The 20,483-nt window shown below is 71.5% G+C and carries 18 protein-coding genes; 10 read left to right on the plus strand and 8 right to left on the minus strand.

Annotation, left to right across the window (positions count from 1 at the left end):
• Positions 1-60: 60 nt before the first annotated feature.
• A complete protein-coding gene (locus tag SLV14N_RS28905) occupies positions 61-798 on the plus strand; it encodes a hypothetical protein (RefSeq protein WP_263271691.1) in 738 nt (245 codons plus the stop codon).
• Here SLV14N_RS28905 and SLV14N_RS28910 read toward each other — a convergent pair.
• The 5 genes from SLV14N_RS28910 to SLV14N_RS28930 form a co-directional block, all read right to left on the minus strand.
• Positions 773-1,525 (minus strand): hypothetical protein, encoded by a 753-nt coding sequence (locus tag SLV14N_RS28910; RefSeq protein ID WP_263271693.1) that lies wholly within the window; start codon positions 1,523-1,525, stop codon positions 773-775. The genes SLV14N_RS28905 and SLV14N_RS28910 overlap by 26 nt on opposite strands.
• The gene (locus tag SLV14N_RS28915) at positions 1,522-3,285 is read right to left on the minus strand and encodes a phosphatidylglycerol lysyltransferase domain-containing protein (protein ID WP_208684858.1); all 1,764 of its coding nucleotides are present in this window, start codon (positions 3,283-3,285) and stop codon (positions 1,522-1,524) included. Before SLV14N_RS28915 ends, SLV14N_RS28910 begins: the two co-directional genes overlap by 4 nt.
• 141 nt (positions 3,286-3,426) lie before the next feature.
• Positions 3,427-4,473 carry a nicotinate-nucleotide--dimethylbenzimidazole phosphoribosyltransferase gene (cobT, locus tag SLV14N_RS28920; protein ID WP_208684860.1) on the minus strand — a complete coding sequence of 349 codons (1,047 nt, stop codon included), beginning with the start codon at positions 4,471-4,473 and terminating at the stop codon, positions 3,427-3,429.
• Positions 4,474-4,489: 16 nt separating this feature from the next.
• Positions 4,490-5,221 (minus strand): class I SAM-dependent methyltransferase, encoded by a 732-nt coding sequence (locus SLV14N_RS28925; protein WP_263271695.1) that lies wholly within the window; start codon positions 5,219-5,221, stop codon positions 4,490-4,492.
• 62 nt (positions 5,222-5,283) lie between these two features.
• Positions 5,284-6,564, minus strand: coding sequence for a bifunctional adenosylcobinamide kinase/adenosylcobinamide-phosphate guanylyltransferase (locus tag SLV14N_RS28930; protein WP_208684864.1), 1,281 nt, complete (start codon positions 6,562-6,564; stop codon positions 5,284-5,286).
• Positions 6,565-6,723: 159 nt separating this feature from the next.
• Here SLV14N_RS28930 and SLV14N_RS28935 point away from each other — a divergent pair, with 159 nt between their 5' ends.
• Positions 6,724-6,939: a hypothetical protein gene (locus SLV14N_RS28935; protein ID WP_208684866.1), complete on the plus strand. Its 216-nt coding sequence runs from the start codon at positions 6,724-6,726 to the stop codon at positions 6,937-6,939.
• A 167-nt stretch (positions 6,940-7,106) separates the two neighbouring features.
• Here the strand turns inward: SLV14N_RS28935 and SLV14N_RS28940 are convergent, their stop codons facing one another.
• Positions 7,107-7,703, minus strand: coding sequence for a DUF3043 domain-containing protein (locus SLV14N_RS28940; protein WP_208684868.1), 597 nt, complete (start codon positions 7,701-7,703; stop codon positions 7,107-7,109).
• 331 nt (positions 7,704-8,034) lie between these two features.
• On the opposite strand from SLV14N_RS28940, the gene SLV14N_RS28945 reads away from it, so the two are divergent.
• From SLV14N_RS28945 to SLV14N_RS28975, 7 genes are all read left to right on the plus strand, one after another.
• Positions 8,035-8,820 (plus strand): PspA/IM30 family protein, encoded by a 786-nt coding sequence (locus SLV14N_RS28945; protein WP_272578551.1) that lies wholly within the window; start codon positions 8,035-8,037, stop codon positions 8,818-8,820.
• 57 nt (positions 8,821-8,877) lie between these two features.
• A complete protein-coding gene (locus tag SLV14N_RS28950) occupies positions 8,878-9,156 on the plus strand; it encodes a hypothetical protein (RefSeq protein WP_208684872.1) in 279 nt (92 codons plus the stop codon).
• An 86-nt stretch (positions 9,157-9,242) separates the two neighbouring features.
• Positions 9,243-10,544: a sensor histidine kinase gene (locus SLV14N_RS28955; protein ID WP_208684874.1), complete on the plus strand. Its 1,302-nt coding sequence runs from the start codon at positions 9,243-9,245 to the stop codon at positions 10,542-10,544.
• Positions 10,541-11,227 carry a response regulator transcription factor gene (locus tag SLV14N_RS28960; RefSeq protein ID WP_208684876.1) on the plus strand — a complete coding sequence of 229 codons (687 nt, stop codon included), beginning with the start codon at positions 10,541-10,543 and terminating at the stop codon, positions 11,225-11,227. Before SLV14N_RS28955 ends, SLV14N_RS28960 begins: the two co-directional genes overlap by 4 nt.
• A 150-nt stretch (positions 11,228-11,377) precedes the next feature.
• Positions 11,378-14,617: an efflux RND transporter permease subunit gene (locus SLV14N_RS28965; RefSeq protein WP_263271697.1), complete on the plus strand. Its 3,240-nt coding sequence runs from the start codon at positions 11,378-11,380 to the stop codon at positions 14,615-14,617.
• Positions 14,618-14,889: 272 nt separating this feature from the next.
• A complete protein-coding gene (locus SLV14N_RS28970; RefSeq protein WP_208684880.1) occupies positions 14,890-15,975 on the plus strand; it encodes a methyltransferase domain-containing protein in 1,086 nt (361 codons plus the stop codon).
• 154 nt (positions 15,976-16,129) lie between these two features.
• Positions 16,130-16,579: a DUF4430 domain-containing protein gene (locus SLV14N_RS28975; protein WP_127150464.1), complete on the plus strand. Its 450-nt coding sequence runs from the start codon at positions 16,130-16,132 to the stop codon at positions 16,577-16,579.
• Positions 16,580-16,920: 341 nt separating this feature from the next.
• Here SLV14N_RS28975 and nadA read toward each other — a convergent pair whose 3' ends face one another.
• On the minus strand, positions 16,921-18,108 hold the full coding sequence (gene nadA, locus SLV14N_RS28980) for a quinolinate synthase NadA (protein ID WP_208684883.1): 1,188 nt from the start codon (positions 18,106-18,108) through the stop codon (positions 16,921-16,923).
• 302 nt (positions 18,109-18,410) lie between these two features.
• Here nadA and erpA point away from each other — a divergent pair, with 302 nt between their 5' ends.
• On the plus strand, positions 18,411-18,764 hold the full coding sequence (gene erpA / locus SLV14N_RS28985) for an iron-sulfur cluster insertion protein ErpA (protein WP_006606077.1): 354 nt from the start codon (positions 18,411-18,413) through the stop codon (positions 18,762-18,764).
• Between the two features lie 107 nt (positions 18,765-18,871).
• Here the strand turns inward: erpA and SLV14N_RS28990 are convergent, their stop codons facing one another.
• Entirely contained in the window at positions 18,872-20,416 is a 1,545-nt protein-coding gene (locus SLV14N_RS28990) for a hypothetical protein (RefSeq protein WP_263271703.1), read from the minus strand.
• Between the last annotated feature and the right edge of the window lie 67 nt (positions 20,417-20,483).

Consider the following 20,483-nt stretch of genomic DNA (forward strand, 5'->3'; position numbering starts at 1 on the left):
CGTCCGGACAGGGCCTAATGGTGGCTATGTGTCCTTACGCGACAAAGGGGAGCGTGTGGGATGGGCCACTGGTGGTACCGCAATATCGTCGAGCCGGGGAAGCTGCCGCTGCTGCTCGCCCTCGCCTCGTTCGTGCTGACCTTCCTCGTGACCCGGGCCGTCACCCGCCTCATCCGCGCGGGCAGGGGCCCGTTCCGCAACCTCACCCCGGGCGGGGTCCACATCCACCATGTCGTCCCCGGTGTGGTGCTGATGGTCCTCGGCGGCTTCATCGCGCTGGCCGGCGGCCGGCGCGGCTTCGGCACCGGGGCCGCGGCGGTGCTCTTCGGGATGGGGGTGGGCCTCGTCCTGGACGAGTTCGCGCTCATCCTGCACCTGGACGACGTGTACTGGACCGAGGAGGGGACCAAGAGCGTTGAGATCGTCATCCTCACGGTCGCCCTGGCCGCCCTGATCCTCGGCGGCTTCCTGCCGTTCGGCGTCAATGAGCTCAGTCCGGACGAGGAGACCGACCGCTTCACGGTCGTGCGGACCGTGGCCGTCAACTTCCTCTTCGCGGTCATCGCCCTCACCAAGGGCAAGGGCCGGATCGCGGTCATCGGGGTGTTCGTGCCGTTCGTCGCGCTCTTCGGCGCGGTCCGGCTGGCGCGGCCCAACTCGCCCTGGGCCAGGCGCTTCTATCGCACCCGCCCGAAGCTGCGGGCCCGCGCCCGGGTCCGCGCCTACCGCCATGACCGCCGCTGGTCGGCGCTGCGCCGCAAGGTCGAAGACTTCATCGGGGGCGCGCCGAGCCGCTGACGCCCCCGGCGTCGCCCGGCCGGTGCCGCCGCCACAGCTCGCACAGTCCGCACAGCACCAGCACCGCCAGCACCGCCGCGACATGCTCCTTGCCCGCGAGGTTGTTCTTGATCGACACCACCTCGACGACCATCGCCACCGCCACCGCGGCACAGGTGAACCAGGCGCGGTAGCGCCAGCACACGAACACCGCCAGCCCCACCACGGCCGCCGACGGCCCGGTGTCGGTGACGTACTTGTCCGAGTCGGGCAGCCCGATCGGGCTCACCGGGCCGATCCAGATGCCGATCCGGGCGTACATCGTCCCGGCGAGCGTGGCGAGGTACGCGACGGCCAGCATCTGCCGCCGGCCCACACAGATCTCGGCGATCCCGAAGACCACCAGGATCTGCGCCAGGGCACCCCACACCGGCAGGTCCAGCGCGGGCACGAACAGCGACAGCGGGGTGCGCAGCAGCGCCAGCCACAGATGCTCGTCGGCCTGTACGGAGCCGATGTTCTGGACGGCCCGGTAGCCCCAGGCCTGGTTCTGCACGAACTGGAAGACCAGCGTCAGACCCACCGCGGTGAGCGTCACCGGGATCGCCCGCAGCCGCGAGGCGGCCAGTGCGGCCCGTACCGTCCGCAGGAGCGGGCCCCATTCGGCGCGCGCCGCGCGACGCAGGAGGGGCACCTCTCCCCGGGCCGGCACGGGCCCTTCCCGCCGCCCCGCCCCAGCCGCGCTCATCTCTCCTTCTCCAGGTGCGTGCGGTTCAGCCACTTGGGCAGCCCGGGTGCTTCCAGAAAGCCTTCCGCGCGGCCGGCGGCGATCCCGATCCGCAGCAAATCGGTGCTCTTTTCGAAAAGCATGTAGCGCGGCTCCCAGATCGGCCGGTATTTCGCATTGGCGCGATACAGCGATTCGATCTGCCACCACCTGGAGAAGAAGCTGAGCAGCGAGCGCCACAGGCGCAGCACCGGGCCCGCGCCGAGTCGCGATCCACGTTCGAAGACGGAACGGAACATCGCGAAGTTGAGCGAGAGCTGCGTGATCTCCACCTCTTTCGCCCGCTGGATCAACTCCAGCACCATGAACTCCATCAGCCCGTTCTCGGAGTTCCGGTCCCGCCGCATCAGATCCAGCGAAAGGCCCTTCTCACCCCACGGCACAAAGCTGAGCAGCGCCCGCAGCTCACCGTCTTCCTCCCCAGCGCCGCCACCCCTGCATTCGAGCATCACGCAGCGCCCGTCCCCCGGGTCGCCGAGCCGGCCCAGCGCCATCGAGAAGCCGCGCTCGGTCTCCCCGTCGCGCCAGTCGTCGGCCAGTCGCAGCAGCCGGTCCATCTCCGGCCCCGGGATGTCCTCGTGGCGCCGGATACGGACGGTGTAACCGGCCCGCTCGATGCGGTGGTAGGCCTGCCGTACGGTGCGCATCGCGCGGCCGCCGAGGGTGAACTCCGCGGTGTCCACGATCGCTTCGTCGCCCAGCTCCAGCGCGTCCAGACCGTGCCGGGCGTAGATCGTGCCGCCCTCCTCGCCCGCCCCCATCACCGCGGGCGCCCAGCCGTGCTCCCGCGCCTCGGCCAGCCACCCCTCGATCGCCCCCGGCCAGGCCTCGGGATCGCCCAGCGGATCGCCGGAGGCCAGCGACACCCCGCCCACCACGCGGTAGGTGACCGCGGCCTTGCCGCTGGGGGAGAACACCACGCTCTTGTCGCGGCGCAGCGCGAAGTAGCCCAGCGAGTCGCGGTCGCCGTGCCGCGCCAGGAGGGCCCGCAGCCGCTCCTCGTCGTCCGCGGTGATCGCCTCGGTGCTCCGTACGGACCGGAACGCCGCCCACAGGACCGCGACCAGCAGCAGCGTGCTCAGCACATTGATCGCGACATTGACCCAGTTCGGGGTGGCGATCTCCGGGAACGCACGGTCGTCGGCGGCCAGCGACACCAGCCGCATCAGGCCGTAGCGCCAGCGCTGCGCAAGGGTTGAGGAACCCGCCGCGGTGTTGGTGACGGTCACCAGCAGCACCGCGAGCAGCGAGGCCACCAGCAGACCGCCGGCCGCGACCGCCGCCGCCAGTTTCGGGTTCGTACGGTCGCCCTTCGCGGAGAACTCCCGGCGCCCGGCCACCAATGCGGCGGCGAACAGCACGGTCAATCCCAGCGACACCCAGTTCTGCACATGTCCGCGGAACTCCGGGGCCACCACCATTCCGAATCCGAACAGCAGCGCCAGCAGTCCGGACAGCACCAGATTCAAAATCCACGCCGCCCGCTTCCGCCGCCGCAGGGTGACCGACAGGAACAGCGAGAAGGCGGCGGACGCGAAGCCGGCCGTCAGCAGATACGGAGTGAAGAATTCCGCGCTGTTGTGCCGGCGGATGTCATTGCCGAACGACACCCACACCGCACTCAGGAAATTGAGGAAGGTGACCGTGCGCAGATACCAGATGCCGAACGCGGCACCACGCTGTGACCATGAGCCGCGCGGGCGGCCTTCGTCCGGACTCAAGCGATGTCTCCCATAAAACGTGTAAAGCGTGATCTTATGGGGCGCCGCCGGTGGTCCGGTACGGGCGTGAAGTGAGCGCCCTGGTCCGGGCGCTCGTCCGAGCGCTTCCTGCGGAGTCGGCCGCGGTGGGCCGGCTCCGGGTCAGTCGCGTACGGGCAGTTCTGCCGCCAGGGCCGCGGCCGCCTGCACCAATGGCAGGGCCAGCAGCGCCCCCGTCCCCTCACCCGCAGTGACGCCGTGGTCGAGCAGAGGGTTGAGTGCGATCCGGTCCAGGGCCTTGGCCTGCGCCGGTTCGCCGCTCGCCTGCCCGGCCAGCCACCAGTCCGGCGCCCGGAACGCCACCCGCTGCGCCACCAGCGCACAGGCCGCCGAGACCACCCCGTCGAGGATCACCGGCGTCCGGCGCACCGCGCTCTGCAGAAGGAAACCGGTGATCGCGGTCAGATCCGCGCCGCCGACCGTGGCCAGCAGCTCCAGCTGATCGCCGAGCACCGGACGGGCCCGCCGCAGCGCGTCGCGGATCGCCGCGCACTTGCGCATCCACGCCAGATCGTCGATCCCGGCCCCGCCCCGCCCGGTGACCACCGAGGCGTCCGTCCCGCACAGCGCGGCGATCAGGGTGCTCGCGGCGGTCGTCCCGCCGACGCTCAGATCGCCCAGCACCACCAGGTCGGTGCCGGCGTCCGCCTCCTCGTCCGCGACGGCCATCCCCGCCCGGAACGCCGCCTCGGCCTCCTCGGCCGTCAGCGCGTCCTCGGTATCGATCCGCCCCGAACCCCGCCGCACCCGGTGCCGGGTGACCTCCTCGGGCAGCTCCTCCGGGTCGCAGTCCACCGCCAGGTCCACCACGCGCAGCTGCACCCCGGTGTTGCGGGCCAGCACCGCGGCCGGGCTCGCCCCGTCCAGCACGGCCCGTACGAGGTCCCCGGTGCTGCCGGCCGGCCGGGCCGACACCCCCAGCTCCGCCACTCCGTGATCGCCCGCGAACAGCAGCACCCGCGGCCGCTCGACCGGCCGCACCGGCACCTGCTGCTGTGCTGCGGCCAGCCACTCGCCCAGCTCGTCGAGGCGGCCGAGGGCACCCGGCGGCACGGCCAGCCGCGCCCGCCGCTCCTCGGCGTCACGGCGCACACCGCCATCGGGGCGCTCGATCAGATGGGCGAAGTCATCGAGGTTCAGGGCGCTCATTGGGCGCAGATTACCGTCAACACACCGCTGACGAGGCCCGCCGGGGGGAACCGGCCGCCGCGAACCGTACCTCGCACACCAGGGGCGTCAGCGCGCCCAGCACCGGCATCCGGCGCCGCAGCCACTCCGCCGGGCCGTACAGCTCTCGCACCGGGCCGACCTCGCGCACCGCGACGATGCCCGGGTGCGCACCGGCCACCCGCGGCAGCTCGGCACGGTTCAGCCCCCAGCGCACCGGACCCGGCCACCGGCCGCCGCCCGGTCCGGCGGCCCGCCGGGCCAGCGCCATGGCCGGCCGTGGCAGCACGTCAAAGACCAGCGCACCACCGGGAAACCGCTCCGCACACACCGCCAGCAGCGCGCGCACCGCGGGCGGCGGCAGCCGCATCAGCACCCCCGGCGCGGTGACCACGACCCCGCGCTGCGGCTCCCGCACCGCGTCCAGCCAGCGGTGATCGGTCAGCGCGCGGGCGACCGTACGCCGCCGGGGACCGTCCGGCAGCAGCATCCGGCGCACCGCGGCGGTCTCCGGCGACACCACCGTCAGCCAGTTCAGCAGCCCGTTGTCCAGCCGCCAGAAACCGGTACCGAGCCCCTCCCCGAGCGCGACCACCGTCGCCTCGGGGTACCGCGCCAGGTAGTCGCGTACGGCCGCGTCGAAACGCCGCCCGCGCGCCCCCGGCTCCCGGAGGGGCCCCGCTCCCCATCCGCCCGGCGCTTCGCTCTCGGTCCGCTCGGAATCGGTCACGGTCCTAGAGCACCCGGCGCCGCGCCCCCGGGCAAGCGGACACGGGGCCCACCGGGCTTCCGTCATCCACGCAGCGCAAGCGCCTGGCCCGCGACGACCAGCAGCACCTGCTCGCACTCCGCACCGAACGCCGCGTTCAGCCGCCCCAGTTCGTCCCGGAACCGCCGGCCCGCCGGGGTCGCCGGGACGACGCCGGAGCCGACCTCGTTGCTGACCGCCACCACCCGCCGGTGCGTCGCGCGCACCGCCGCCACCAGCGCATCGGTCCGCTCCTGCAGCGCCCGCCGGCCGCCGGCCTCCCAGGTGGCGTCATCCCAGGCCCCGACCTCGTCCATGGCATGCGTCAGCCACAGCGCCAGACAGTCGATGAGCAGCGGTGAGGCCTCGGCCGGCCGGCCGGTGCCGGGGTCAGCGCCGGGCCCCGCCGCGGCCAGCAGCGGCACCAGATCGCAGGTCTCGACGGTGCGCCAGCCGCTGGGCCGCCGCTCGCGGTGCAGCGAGACCCGCTGCGCCCAGTCCTCGTCGCCGTCCCGGGTGCCCCCGGTGGCCACGTACACCACGTCAGGGAAGGCCGCGAGCCGCCGCTCCGCCTCCACCGACTTCCCGCTGCGCGCCCCGCCCAGCACCAGCGTGCGCCGCGGCAGATCAGGCACCGCGTGGAACTCGCCGACCACCAGCGTGCTGCCGTCGGGCACCGCGCGGGCCCCCACCGCCGCGAGCCGGCGATGCAGCTCGGGCCCCGGCGGCACCTCGTGGTCGAGGTGCACCGCGAGCACATCCGTCGCCGCGTCGACCGCCCCGCTCGCCCGCAGCCTGGCCAGCGCCTCGGGCCGCCCCAGCACATCGAGCAGCACCAGGTCGTACGGGCCGGTGCCGCCCATGCCCTCGTAACCGCCGCCCCCCGCCCGGCCGTTCCCCTCGCCCAGCCCGGACGGCGCCGCGCCCGGCGGCAGATACAGCAGCCGCTCGCCCTCGGCGCCGGAGATCTCGTAGCCCGTTCCCGGGATGTCCACCGCGATGGCCCGCACCCGGTGCCCGTCGAGCAGCGCCAGCTCCCGCCCGTCCGCGACCCGGCCCGGCTGCGGCAGCCCGGCCGGCACCTCCAGCACCGGACCGTCGTGCGGATGCGAGAGCAGCACCTGCCGCACGCCCGCCAGTGACTGCCCGGCGCGGGCGGCCGCGAAGGCCGGGCCCGGGGTCAGATCGATCAGCAGCGCACCGTCGACGAGCAGCGCGGTGGCCGCCCGCGCCTCGTCGCCGACGGCGGTCGCACAGGCGGCACACGGGCAGCCGGGCCGCGGCAGCCCCTGCGGGGCCCCGGTGCCGAGGAGAGTCACATCCACACCGCGAGTTTCTCGCGTCCCGCTGCGGCGGGCGCGGCGGGGGCGGGCTCGACACGGCCGTTAGGCTGCCGATCAGCACGGAAGCACGGCACGGCGGAGGGCTTCCGAAGCGCTCCGCGGTGGCACAGATTCGTACCCGGTGGGATCCAGGAGGCGCAGATGGCGTGGGTGTGGCGGTTCGAGAAGGCCGACGGTTCGGAGACGGCGCCGGCTGTGCAACCGGAGGAGTTCACCACCCAGGGCGACGCGGAGTCCTGGATCGGCGAGGAGTGGAAGGCCCTCCTCGACGGCGGCGTCGACCAGGTCAGGCTCTTCGAGGACGGCACCGAAATCTACGCGGGTCCCATGAGCCTGCACGCGGACGCGGAGGCCTGAGAGCCGACGACGCCGGGCCGGACCCTTCAGGGGTCCGGCCCGGCGTCAAAAAATCAATCCCGCCGCAACGGCGCGCAACCACGACGGTGAGGGTCTGGGGGCACCTCCCAGCGTTAGCTGGGGGAGGAATGAACGGCCGCCGCACCCCCACGCACGACCACCTACGCCTACGGCTTCTCGCCCCGCTTCACCTGCGGCTTCGGCAGCCGCAGCCGCCGCATCTGCAGCGTCCGCATCACCGCGTACGCCTTCACGCCCTTGAGGTTCTCGTTCGGGAAGCGCTCCTGGAGCAGCTTGCCCAGCCGGAACCAGATCAGGACTGAGTCGAGCACGATCAGCACAATGATCACGAGCCACAGCAGCAGCGCGATGCTCTGGATCGACGGCACCCGGATCATGGTGAGCACCAGGATCACCACGGCCATCGGCAGGAAGAACTCGGCGACGGCCCAGCGGGAGTCGACGTAGTCGCGCGCGAACCGGCGCACCGGTCCCTTGTCACGCGCCGGCAGATACCGCTCGTCGCCGCTGGCCATCGCCTCGCGCTGGCGGGCCATGTCGGCGCGGCGCGCCTCACGCTGGGCCTTCGCCGCGTCCTTGCGGTTGGTGGGCGTATGCGCACGGGAGCGGCGCTGCGACTGGGCATCGCTGCGCTTGGGCGTAGGGCGGCCCTTGGGGGCCTGCGGATCGCGGGGCTGCTGGGGCTGGTCCGCGGTCACCTTGGCGGTCGCGGCCTGCTCATCCTTCGAACGGCTTCGGAACACAACACCCAAGGGTACGTGCTCGCCGCGGGTGAGCCACGTTCCGACGGGGCACGATCCGGCAACGGCGCGCCTTCGTACCGGTGCCTTATCAGGACAGAAGCCCTTTCCGACCGGGACAGAGCGGACATCGTGCCGATTGTCCGGACTCTCCCTACTCCTTGCGCGGGAGAAGATACGCCCCGCGATCGTCCTGGAGGAGGAGCGCATCCGGGCGCGAACAGTGCGGTAATGGAACCAGGGCCCGTACTGTGGGGTCTGTAGATGTGCTGGAGCCTAAGCCCGAGGTGACTCGGCCAGAAGGGGGCGCGCGAGGCCCATGAGCGATGGTGTCATGAAGCGGATGGGGATGATCTTCCGCGCGAAGGCCAACAAGGCCCTGGACCGGGCCGAAGACCCGCGCGAAACCCTCGACTACTCGTACCAGAAGCAGCTGGAGCTGCTTCAGAAGGTACGCCGCGGCGTTGCCGACGTGGCGACCTCCCGCAAGCGCCTGGAGCTGCAGCTCAACCAGCTCCAGGGCCAGTCCGCCAAGCTGGAGGACCAGGGCCGCAAGGCGCTGGCGCTCGGCCGCGAGGACCTGGCCCGTGAGGCGCTGACCCGGCGCAGCGCGCTGCAGCAGCAGGTCACGGACCTGGAGGCGCAGCACCAGACGCTGCAGGGTGAGGAGGAGAAGCTCACGCTCGCGTCGCAGCGGCTGCAGGCCAAGGTCGACGCCTTCCGTACGAAGAAGGAGACGATCAAGGCCACCTACACGGCTGCCCAGGCGCAGACCCGGATCGGCGAGGCGTTCTCCGGCATCTCCGAGGAGATGGGCGATGTCGGCATGGCCATCCAGCGCGCGGAGGACAAGACCGCGCAGCTGCAGGCCCGCGCCGGTGCCATCGATGAGCTGATGGCCTCCGGTGCGCTGGACGACCCGTCCGGTATGGCGAAGGACGACATCACCGCCGAGCTGGACCGGCTCTCCGGCGGCAGCGACGTCGAGCTGGAGCTGCAGCGGATGAAGGCCGAGCTCTCGGGCGGCTCGGCGGCCGGCCAGCAGGCCATCGAGAGCGGTCAGAACGGTGCGGCGCAGTCCTCGCCGCAGCAGGACCCGCCGCGTTTCGACAAGCAGTGACGGTCGGCGGCGGTTAGCCTCGCAGAGATCGTCGGGACCGGACCAAGGGAGACCGTCGTGATCGTACGGATCATGGGGGAGGGCCAGGTGAAGCTGGATGACGCCCACTTCACCGAGCTCAACAAGCTGGACGATGAGCTGCTCGAAGAGATGGAGAGCGGCGACGTGGAAGGCTTCCGGCGGACTCTCGGTGCCCTGCTGGACGCGGTGCGCCGTATGGGCACGCCGCTTCCCGACGACGCTCTGGAACCGTCCGAACTCATCCTGCCGTCCCCGGAAGCGACCCTTGGTGAGGTCCGGGAGATGCTCAGCGACGACGGCCTCATCCCGGGCTGAACCCCGGCCGTTCCCGGCCCGGACACTCCACTCCAGCGCACAGCGCCCCGGCCCCGTGAGGGACCGGGGCGCTACCGTTTGCTCTTGTGAGCCTCCTCGACCCCCGCCCGGACGCGCCCCGCGCCGGCCGCTTCCAGTGGCACCGGACGCATCCGCTCGCCTTCGACGCCGTCCTGGCCGGGGCCGTCTTCGCATGCGTCCTGCTCGGCGCGGTGGTCGGTCCGCACGGTCCGCACGGCCCGCGGTTCGTCGGGCACGAGCCGTCCGCGACGACCGTGGTGCTGGCCGCGCTGGCCTGTGCCGCCTTGATCCTGCGCCGCCGGCTGCCCCGTACGGTCCTCGCGGTCACCGGCGCGCTCACCATCGTCGAGCTGCTCGCCCGCTCCAGCGACCCGCGCGCCCCGGTGGCCGCCTCCGCCGTGATCGCCCTCTACAGCCTGGCCTCGCGCACCGACCGGCCCACCACCTGGCGGGTCGGCGCGCTGACGGTCGTCGCCCTGACCGCCGCCGCGATGCTCTACGGGCCCCGCCCCTGGTACGCGCAGGAGAACCTCGGCATCTTCGCCTGGACGGGCATGGCCGCCGCGGCCGGTGACGCGGTCCGCAGCCGCCGTGCCTTTGTGGCCGCCATCCGGGAGCGCGCCGAACGGGCCGAGCGCACCCGCGAGGAGGAGGCCCGGCGCCGGGTCGCCGAGGAGCGGATGCGGATCGCCCGTGAGCTGCACGATGTCGTCGCCCACCACATCGCGCTGGTCAACGTCCAGGCCGGGGTCGCCTCGCACGTCATGGACAACCGTCCCGACCAGGCCAAGCAGGCGCTGGCACACGTCCGGGAGGCCTCCCGCTCGGCGCTGGAGGAACTCCGCGCCACCGTCGGCCTGTTGCGGCAGTCCGACGACCCCAAGGCGCCGACCGAGCCCGCACCGGGCCTCGGCGTGCTCGACCAGCTCGTCGACGGGTTCGTCCGGGCCGGCATCCCGGTCGATCTGGAGCTCCCGCAGGCGCCCCGGCCGCTGCCCGCCTCCGTCGACCTCACCGCCTACCGTGTGGTCCAGGAAGCGCTGACCAACGTCCACAAGCACGCCGGCGAGGGGGCCCGGGCCACGGTACGGATCGGCCACTCCGACACCACGCTGACCGTGACCGTCCTGGACGACGGCGCGGGCCGGGCCGGCGTCCCGCGGCAGAAGGGCGGCGACCGGGCGCCCGTGGAGCCGGGCGCGCCCGGCGGGCCGGAGGACAGCGGCGGCGGCCACGGCCTGATCGGGATGCGGGAGCGGGTCTTCGCGCTGCGCGGCACGGTCGTGACCGGCCCGCGCGCGGCCGGCGGCTTCCAGGTGCGGGTGACCCTTCCACTGCAGACCGTCCGTACGGGGGAGACATTGTGACGATCAAGGTGCTGCTCGTCGACGACCAGGCGCTGCTGCGCAGTGCCTTCCGGGTACTCGTCGACTCCGAACCGGACATGCGGGTGGTGGGGGAGGCCTCCGACGGGGCCCAGGCGTACGAGCTGACCCGGGCGGAGCGGCCCGATGTCGTGCTGATGGACATCCGGATGCCCGGTGTGGACGGTCTGGCGGGCACCCGTCTGATCAGCGAGGACCCGGAGCTCACCGACGTCCGGGTGGTCATCCTGACGACCTTCGAGGTCGACGACTATGTGGTGCAGTCGCTGCGGAACGGCGCCAGCGGCTTCCTCGGCAAGGGGGCCGAGCCGGACGAGATGCTGAACGCGATCCGGATCGCGGCGGCCGGTGAGGCGCTGCTCTCGCCCGTCGCCACCAAGGGGCTGATCGCCAAGTTCCTCGCGCAGGGCGGCAGTGCGGCCGACGGCGGTCCCGGCGGCCGGGGCGCCGAGCGGCTGGCGACGCTGACCGGCCGGGAGCGTGAGGTGCTGACCCTGGTGGCCGGCGGCCTGTCCAACGACGAGATCGCCGAGCAGCTCGCGGTCAGCCCGCTCACCGTCAAGACACATGTCAACCGCGCGATGGCCAAACTGCGCGCCCGCGACCGGTCCCAGCTGGTGGTCATCGCGTACGAGTCGGGACTCGTACGCCCACGGGTGCAGTGAGGGTGGGGCGGCCTCTACTCCGAACGCGGTACGGCTTCCGACCGGAAACCGACTTGCGAGCGAGGAAATCCGGCCAGGGCATGGCCGAAGGTGTAGGTGGGCCCGAGAACGGTCCCGCCGGCCTTGTAGAACAGAAGAGAGACCCCACCCATGTCCTGGCTGTCCCGACTCAGCCTCGTACAACGGGGCCTGATAGCGCTGATGTCGATCGTGGCGATCGCCTTCGGCGCCATCGCGATCCCCCAGTTGAAGCAGCAGCTCCTGCCGTCCATCGAGCTCCCGATGGTGTCCGTTCTGGCGCCGTATCAGGGCGCCTCGCCCGAGGTCGTCGAGAAGCAGGTGATCGAGCCGCTCGAGGACGGCATCCAGGCGGTCGACGGCGTCAAGACCGTCACCTCGACGTCCAGCGAGGGCTCGGGCGTCATCATGGCGCAGTTCGACTACGGCAATGACTCCAAGCGTCTGGTCGCCGATGTCCAGCAGGCCGTGAACCGCGCCCGCGCGAAGCTGCCCAAGGACGTCGACCCACAGGTGGTGAACGGTTCGACGGACGACATCCCCACCGTCGTCCTCGCCGTCTCCTCCCCGGGCAAGGACCAGCAGACGCTCGCCGACCAGCTCGACCGCAGCGTCGTACCGGACCTGAAGAACATCGACGGCGTCAGCCAGGTCACGGTGGACGGCGTCCAGGACCGGATCGTCGCGGTCACCCCCGACGACAAGAAGCTCGCCGCCGCCGGACTGAACTCCCAGTCGCTCGGCCAGGCGCTGGAGGCCGGCGGCACCTCGGTGCCCGCCGGTTCGTTCGCCGAGGGCGGGCAGAGCAAGACCGTCCAGGTCGGCGCGGGCTTCACCTCCGTACGGCAGATCAAGGACCTGCGGATCGCGCCGTCCGCGGCAGGCGGAGGCGAGAGTGCCGGTACGGGCGCCGGCCCGGGTGCGGGCGCCGGCCCGGGTGCGGGCGCCGGCCCGGGTGCGGGCGCCGGTCAGGCGGCCGAACCGGTCCGGCTCGGCGATGTCGCCACCGTCAAGGAGGAGTCGGCCACCCCGACCTCCCTCACCCGCACCAACGGCAAGCCCAGCCTCGCCGTCATGGTGACGATGGACCAGGACGGCAGCGCGGTCGAGATATCCGACGCGGTCAAGGACCAGCTCCCCGAGATCCGTCAGGACCTGGGCAAGGGCACCGGTGTCACGGTCGTCTCCGACCAGGGCCCGGCGGTCTCCAAGTCGATCGAATCGCTGACCACCGAGGGCCTGTTGGGCCTGGCCATGGCCGTCATCGTCATCCTGGTCTTCCTGCTCAGCCTCCGCTCGACCCTCGTCACCGCGGTCTCCATCCCGCTCTCGGTCGTCATCACCCTGATCGTGCTGTGGACCGGGGACCTCTCCCTCAACATGCTCACCCTCGGCGCGCTGACCATCGCGATCGGCCGCGTCGTCGACGACTCCATCGTCGTCCTGGAGAACATCAAGCGGCATCTCGGCTACGGCGAGGAGCGCCGCGAGGCCATCCTCTCCGCCGTCCGTGAGGTCTCCGGAGCGATCACCTCCTCCACCCTCACCACGGTCGCGGTCTTCCTCCCGATCGGTGTCGTCGGCGGCATGGTCGGCGCCCTCTTCGGCTCCTTCTCGCTGACGGTCACCGTCGCCCTGCTCGCCTCCCTGATCGTCTCCCTGACGGTCGTGCCGGTGCTCTCCTTCTGGTTCCTGCGCGCCCCCGAGATCCCCGAGGGCAGCGACCCCGAGGAACTCCGCCGCAAGGCCGAGGAGAAGGAGGCCCGCAGCCCGCTGCAGCGCCTCTACGTCCCGGTCCTGCGCTTTGCGACCCGCCGCCGGGTCACCAGCGTGGTCATCGCCGTCGTCATCCTCCTCGGCACCTTCGGCATGGGTCCGCTCCTGAAGACCAACTTCCTCGACCAGGGCGACCAGGGCACCCTCACCGTCAAGCAGGAGCTCAAGCCGGGCACCAGCCTGGGCGCGGCCGAAAAGCAGGCCAAGAAGGTCGAGAAGCTGCTCGCCGCCAACGACGACATCGCCGACTACCAGGTCACCGTCGGCTCCTCCGGCTTCATGGCGGCCTTCGGCGGCGGCACCGGCGCCAACCAGGCCTCTTACCAGCTCAAGCTGACCGACGCCGCGGACTCCGACAAGGTCACCTCCGACCTGAGGGACGGCCTCGACAATCTCGGCACGTCCATCGGCGAGACCACCGTGACCGCGGGCGGCGGCGGCTTCGGCAACCAGGACCTGAGCGTGGTCGTCAAGGCCGCCGACGGTGAGGTGCTGAAGAAGGCCGGCGAGCAGGTCCGCAAGACCGTCGCCGGGCTCGACGACGTCACCGACGTCCAGAGCGACCTCTCGCAGAGCGTGCCGCGGATCTCCGTGAAGCCCAACGCCAAGGCGGCCGCGGCCGGTTTCAACCAGACCACCCTCGGCGGCGCGGTCGCCCAGGCGGTCCGCGGCACCACCAGCGGTACCGCCGTCCTGGACGACACCGAGCGCGACATCGTGATCAAGTCGGCCCATCCGGCCACCACCGAGGCCGAGTTGAAGAACCTCGCCCTCCCGACCCCGGCGGGCCCGGTCAAGCTCGGCACCCTCGCCACCGTGCGGACCGTCCCCGGCCCGGTCCAGATGACCCGGATCGACGGCGCCCGCTCGGCGACCATCACCGCCAAGCCGACCGGCGACAACACCGGCGAGGTCAGCACCGCCCTGCAGAGCAAGATCAACGATCTGAAGCTGCCGGACGGCGCCACCGCGGAGATCGGCGGCGTCTCCCAGGACCAGACCGACGCGTTCTCCTCGCTCGGCCTGGCGATGCTGGCGGCCATCGCCATCGTCTTCATGCTGCTGGTGGGCACCTTCCGGTCCCTGATCCAGCCGCTGATCCTGCTCGTCTCGATCCCCTTCGCGGCAACCGGCGCGATCGGCCTGCTGGTCGCCACCGGCACCCCGCTGGGCGTCCCGGCGATGATCGGCATGCTGATGCTGATCGGCATCGTGGTCACCAACGCCATCGTGCTGATCGACCTGATCAACCAGTACCGCGCGCAGGGTTACGGTGTCGTGGAGGCGGTCATCGAGGGCGGCCGCCACCGCCTCCGCCCGATCCTCATGACGGCGCTGGCCACGATCATGGCGCTGCTGCCGATGGCCCTGTCCATCACCGGCGACGGCGGCTTCATCTCCCAGCCGCTCGCCGTGGTCGTGATCGGCGGTCTGATCACCTCCACCCTCCTCACCCTCCTCCTCGTCCCGACGCTCTACGCGATGATCGAGCTCCGCAAGGAGCGCCGGGCGAAGAAGAAGGCCGCGAAGCGGTCCGGCCCGACCGGCCCGCAGGCCAAGGAGACCGACCCCACACCGGAGCCGGCTGGCGTCTGACCCCGGCCCGACCGGCGGGACCCCGGAGATCTCCCCATGAAGAAACGATGCCCCCGCAAGCATGTGCTTGCGGGGGCATCGTGCCGGGCATCCCGAAACGGGGCGGCCCGCCGCCCCATTCCACTCACATCACCGACGAAGGGGGACCGCAATGGGAAAGCACGGTGACGGCAAGGGCGGCGAGGAGGGTGACCGGCAGCAGAGCCCGAAGGAATCCGACGGCCAGTGGACCAAGCCGGTGACCGACCCGCCGAAGAAGTAGGGGGAGCGTCATGTCCTCGCCGGGCCGGCTGGTGGAAATCCTCCGCAACAAGGGCGCGTTGACGCCGGAATGGGCGCCGACCGTCGCCGCGGTCGACCGCGCGCATTTCGTGCCGGACACCTTCGAGGTGGGCGAGCGCACCGTCTCCCGCTCCGCGGACGAGGCGGAGTGGCGGCGGATGGTCTATGCCGACCTCCCGCTGATCACCCAGCACAACGACGGCCGGGCCGAGGAGGGCCAGGTCGCCTTTCCCACGTGCTCGACGTCCATGCCCTCCCTCATGCTGGCCATGGCCGCGATCGTCCGGGACGGCGACGCCGTATTGGAGATCGGCACCGGCACCGGCTATCACGCCGCCTGGCTGGCCCACCGGCTCGGCGAGGACCGTACGACCACCATCGAGACCGACAAGGCCCTCCACGACATCGCCCGGGGCAATCTGGCACGAGCCGGTCTGCACCCGCATCTGGTGTGCGGCGACGGCCTGGCCGGGGTACCCGAGCGAGCGCCCTACGACCGGACCATCGCCACCTGCACGGTCCGCGACATCCCGTACGCCTGGGTGGCACAGACCGCCCCGGGCGGCACGATCCTCGCCCCATGGGGCTCCTCGTTCCACTCCTACTCTTTCGCCACCCTGACCGTCCGCGACGGACGGGCCACCGGCCGCTTCTCCGGCCGCCCCGCCTTCATGTGGGCCCGCCAGCAGCGCCGCTCCTACGGCCGCATCCGCGACTGGTACCACGGCGAGGAGGGCGACCGCGCGACGACCACCCTCGACCCCCGCGTACTGGACGAGAACCCGGACGCCCGCTTCGCCGTCGGCCTCCGGCTACGCGACGCCTGGCCGCTGCTGTGCCCCGCCGACGACGGCAGCGACGAAGCCACGTACTGGCTCTTCGACGACGCCCGCACCTCCTGGGCCACCGTCGAATACGTCCCCGGCCACCACACCTACGAGACCGAACAGCACGGCCCCCGCCGCCTGTGGGACGAGGTGGAAACCGCCTACCGCACCTGGACCGCCGAGGGCAGCCCCCCACGGGACCGCTACCGCATCACGGTCACCGAAGCCGGGCAGACCGTGTCCCTGTGACCGCCCCGTGCGCACCGGGACGGCCGAACTGCGCGCCCAGCCTTGGGCACCTCCGGGCGGCGCGGCGTACGCATTCGGCGGTGCACCTCTCGCCGATCACCAGGAGTACTGGTTTCGTGGCGTGTGCTGCCGAACCGACGAAAGGTGAGCGAGCGTGCCGTCCGTCCTGGCCCGCGGGGCCGCCCCCGTAACCGCTGCCGGGCTCGCCCTGGCCCTCGCCCTCGCGGCCGCGCCGCCCGCCACCGCGTCCGCAGGCGACGTCCGGGTCCGCGTCGGCGTCACCGGCGGCCCCTACACCGCCAGCGTGGGACTCGTCATCACGGGCCCGCGCACCGTCTTCGGCGGCTTCTACTGCGCCGCCGACGGCCTCTCCGCCACACCGCTCACCGCCCTGGTAGACGCCGATGAGCAATACGGACTCGGCGGAGTGCAGGCGCGCTGGGATGCCGCGAAACAGGACTTCGTCGTCACTTCGATCCATGGCGATGCCGCGGACGACAAGAAAAAGTGGAACGCGTACGTGAACGAGAAGAAGATCACGGCCGGTCCCTGCCACACCGCGATCAAGGGCGGCGACAAGGTCCGCTGGACCCTGGAGGCCTGACCAGAAACGGACGGGCAGGCGCACCGCAGCCGGTCCGGCGCAAGCCCCCACTCACCGTCACTGACTCCTCCCACGGGAGGTGACGGGCCGGAGGGGCCTGGTGTGTGGACGTAAAGCGAAGCAGTCCACACACCAGGCCCCTCCGGCCCGTCACCGCACCCGACACCCACCCGCCCGCCGCAGGCGCAACGGCGGGGAACTTGCAAGCATCACCCGAGCCCATGCCCCGCGCAGCGGAGCGGCAACGGCGGGGAACTTGCAAGCATCACCCGAGCCCATGCCCCGCGCAGCGGAGCCGCAACGGCGAGAGGCCACTACGGCGGGAAAGCCGAAATCGTGGGCTACGGCAACGCCAGCATCCGCTCGAGCGCCAGCTTCGCGAAGCTCTCCGTCTCCTTGTCGACCTCGATGCGGTTGACGACCTTGCCGGCGGCCAGCGACTCCAGCGCCCACACCAGGTGGGGGAGGTCGATCCGGTTCATCGTCGAGCAGAAGCAGACCGTCTTGTCGAGGAAGACGATCTCCTTGTCCTCCGCGGCGAAACGGTTCGCCAGCCGCCGGACCAGGTTCAGCTCGGTGCCGATGGCCCACTTCGAGCCGCGCGGGGCGGCCTCCAGGGCCTTGATGATGTACTCCGTCGAGCCGACGTAGTCCGCCGCCGCCACGACCTCGTTCTTGCACTCGGGGTGGACGAGGACGTTGACGTCGGGGATGCGCGCCCGCACGTCGTTCACCGAGTCCAGCGAGAAGCGGCCGTGCACCGAGCAGTGGCCGCGCCACAGGATCATCTTGGCGGCCCGCAGCTCCTCGGCGGTCAGCCCGCCGTTCGGCTTGTGCGGGTTGTAGACCACGCAGTCGTCCAGGGACATGCCCATGTCGCGGACGGCGGTGTTGCGGCCCAGGTGCTGGTCGGGCAGGAACAGGACCTTCTCACCCTGCTCGAAGGCCCAGTCCAGCGCGCGCTTGGCGTTGGAGGACGTACAGATCGTGCCGCCGTGCTTGCCCGTGAAGGCCTTGATGTCGGCCGAGGAGTTCATGTACGAGACCGGCACGACCTGTGCGGCGATGCCGGCCTCGGTGAGCACGTCCCAGCACTCGGCGACCTGCTCGGCGGTGGCCATGTCGGCCATCGAGCAGCCGGCGGCCAGGTCGGGGAGGATGACCTGCTGGTCGTTGCCGGTGAGGATGTCGGCGGACTCCGCCATGAAGTGGACACCGCAGAAGACGATGTACTCGGCGTCCGGCCGGGCGGCGGCGTCCCGCGCGAGCTTGAAGGAGTCGCCGGTCACATCGGCGAACTCGATGACCTCGTCGCGCTGGTAGTGGTGCCCGAGGACGAAGACCTTGTCCCCGAGCTTCGCCTTGGCCGCGCGGGCGCGCTCGACGAGGTCGGGGTCCGACGGGGCCGGCAGATCACCGGGGCACTCCACACCGCGCTCGCTCTTCGGGTCGGCCTCGCGGCCGAGGAGGAGCAGGGCCAGCGGGGTCGGCTGGACATCCAGGGGCTGGGCGGTGGTCACAACACGCACCCTCTCTTCTCTGCAGGGCCTTCTCGTCTACTTGACGCTATCTATCATAGCTGCTTCACGTCACTTTGACGATGGCCATAGTGTCGATGTGACGCATCAGCACCCCGCCGTGTGCGGTCGGCCACCTGTTCCCGGCGGCCGGTGTGCGAGCATGAGGAGAGAACGACAGGAGAGGCTGCCCCCGGCGGTGTCCGGAAGGCTTCTCGACGAATTGCGCCCAGCCGGAATTTATCCGGGACGTCCCCGGTTGCAGCTGGTTGCAACCGATGACAAGCGGTCCGTACAACCCGGGAGAGATCTAGATGAGCGTTCAGGACGAGACCACCGTCAGCGACGGCATCATCCTGTCCGACGCGGCCGCGTCGAAGGTCAAGAGCCTTCTGGAGCAGGAAGGCCGGGACGACCTCGCGCTGCGGGTGGCCGTTCAGCCCGGCGGCTGCTCCGGACTGCGCTACCAGCTCTTCTTCGACGAGCGCTCGCTCGACGGCGATGTCGTCAAGGACTTCGACGGCGTCAAGGTCGTCACCGACCGGATGAGCGCCCCCTACCTGGGCGGTGCCTCCATCGACTTCGTCGACACCATCGAGAAGCAGGGCTTCACGATCGACAACCCGAACGCCACCGGCTCCTGCGCCTGCGGCGACTCCTTCAGCTAAGGGTCACGGGCAGTACGCACGAAAGCGGCGCCCCCCGAGTGGGGAGCGCCGCTTTCGCTGTCTCCGTCTCCGCCGCCGGGCCCGGCCCGGCGGCTTCCGCGGGCCCGTTACTGCTTCGGCACGGACTTACCGGTCGACACATCGACCACCTTCCGGCCGTCCAGCGGCTTCTCCAGCGTCACGGTCTTGGTGAACTCCTTGGCGATCTTCACGCAGACCTGGCCGGGGTTCTTGTCCTTGCCGACGACCTTCGTCTTCACCGTCGTGGCCGACTCCTCCGCACTCACGGAGTAGGTGCTGCACACGCCGCCCCAGAAGTGCACGGTCAGCTTCCTGCCGCCGTCGCCCACGTCGTACGACTCCAGAGCCATCGCCCCGGGCTTCCCGGACGGCTTGTGGGGCGACTGCCCCGGGCGCTGCGACGCGTCGTCGCCGTCCTTGTGGGCCAGGTACTTCGGGTTCACCGCCGGGTGCGCCACCGTCGAGGTGGCGTCCGGGCCCCCGCTGCCGGCGCCCGGCTGGCGCACCGTGTACAGCCACGACGGCACCAGCGCCTGCCCGCCGTCCACGTACTGCACGGAGAGCCCGAAGACCGCGCCGGTCACCTCGGCCGGCTTCTGCCCCTTCGTCGGGTCCGGCTCGCACGGCGCGATCCCGCCGTCCTTACCGCCCTTGCCGTTCTCGTCGCTCTTCCCGCCGGGCGTCGAGGGGCAGCCGGCCGGTTTGCGGCCCTCGCCCGAATTCAGCCGGTCCAGCGTCTTGTCGGCGCTCAGCACCGGATACTCCGCGCCCTTGACCGGGTTCGCCAACTGGCCGCTGCCGCCGACCACCTGACCGTCCGAGCCGACCTGCAGATCGCTCTGCCAGCCGTACGTCGGCAGCCCGCCGAGCACCGGATTCGCGGTGACGATCCGGACCGCGCCGGACAGCCCGCCCGCGTCGAGCCGGGCGTTCTTCTGGCCGAGCGCCGTCAGCACCGGCTGCACCGCCTGCTTGGCCTTCTCCGGCGACACCGCGCCCTTGCCGCTGCTGTCGTCCTCGGTCGTGACGTCCCCGCCGCCGCGGTACGACGGACAGCCGGGCCGGTTCGACGGCGTACCGCCGCCGGGCCCGTCCTGGCCCTTCTCGCCCTTGGGGGAGGCGGGCAGCGCACAGTTCGTGCCGCCCGGGGTGCCGTACGGCGAGTACGTCCACGCGCCCGAGCCGGTCTTGCTCACCTGCAGCACGGGGCCACGGGCGTCCTGCGTCCCGCCGACCTTCCAGCTGGTGCCCTCCGAGCGGACCTTTCCGGACACATCCAGCGCCTTGGTCAGCCGTTCCACCGACTGGCGGCTGATCTCGCCCTTGGGGCGGTACACCGGCGCGGACGCCGGACCGCCGGGCAGCTTCTTCACCGCGCGGTACTTCGAACCCTGCGGATTGGGCTCACCGGCCGCGATCGAGCCGCCGCCGGTGTAGCCGTCGAGCGCGAGCGGCGGCGGGTCGCCCGCGGAGCCCGCTCCGGAGCCCTCACCGCTGGACGCGGACGAGGCCCAGTACGCCGCGCCGCCCCCGGCCAGCAGCACCGCGGCAGCCATCGAGGCGACCACCAGCCGGGTGCGCCGCCTGCGCTCCTTGGGGTTCGGGGTGTCGGTGCTGTCCTCGGTGTTCACCGCATCGCTCCTTCAGCTCCGCTGAACATCTGACGTGCCATCCTCCATGAGGTGGACGCCGATGGGA

The organism is Streptomyces sp. Je 1-4 4N24 (assembly GCF_026239515.1).
Classification (GTDB): Bacteria; Actinomycetota; Actinomycetes; order Streptomycetales; family Streptomycetaceae; genus Streptomyces; species Streptomyces nigrescens.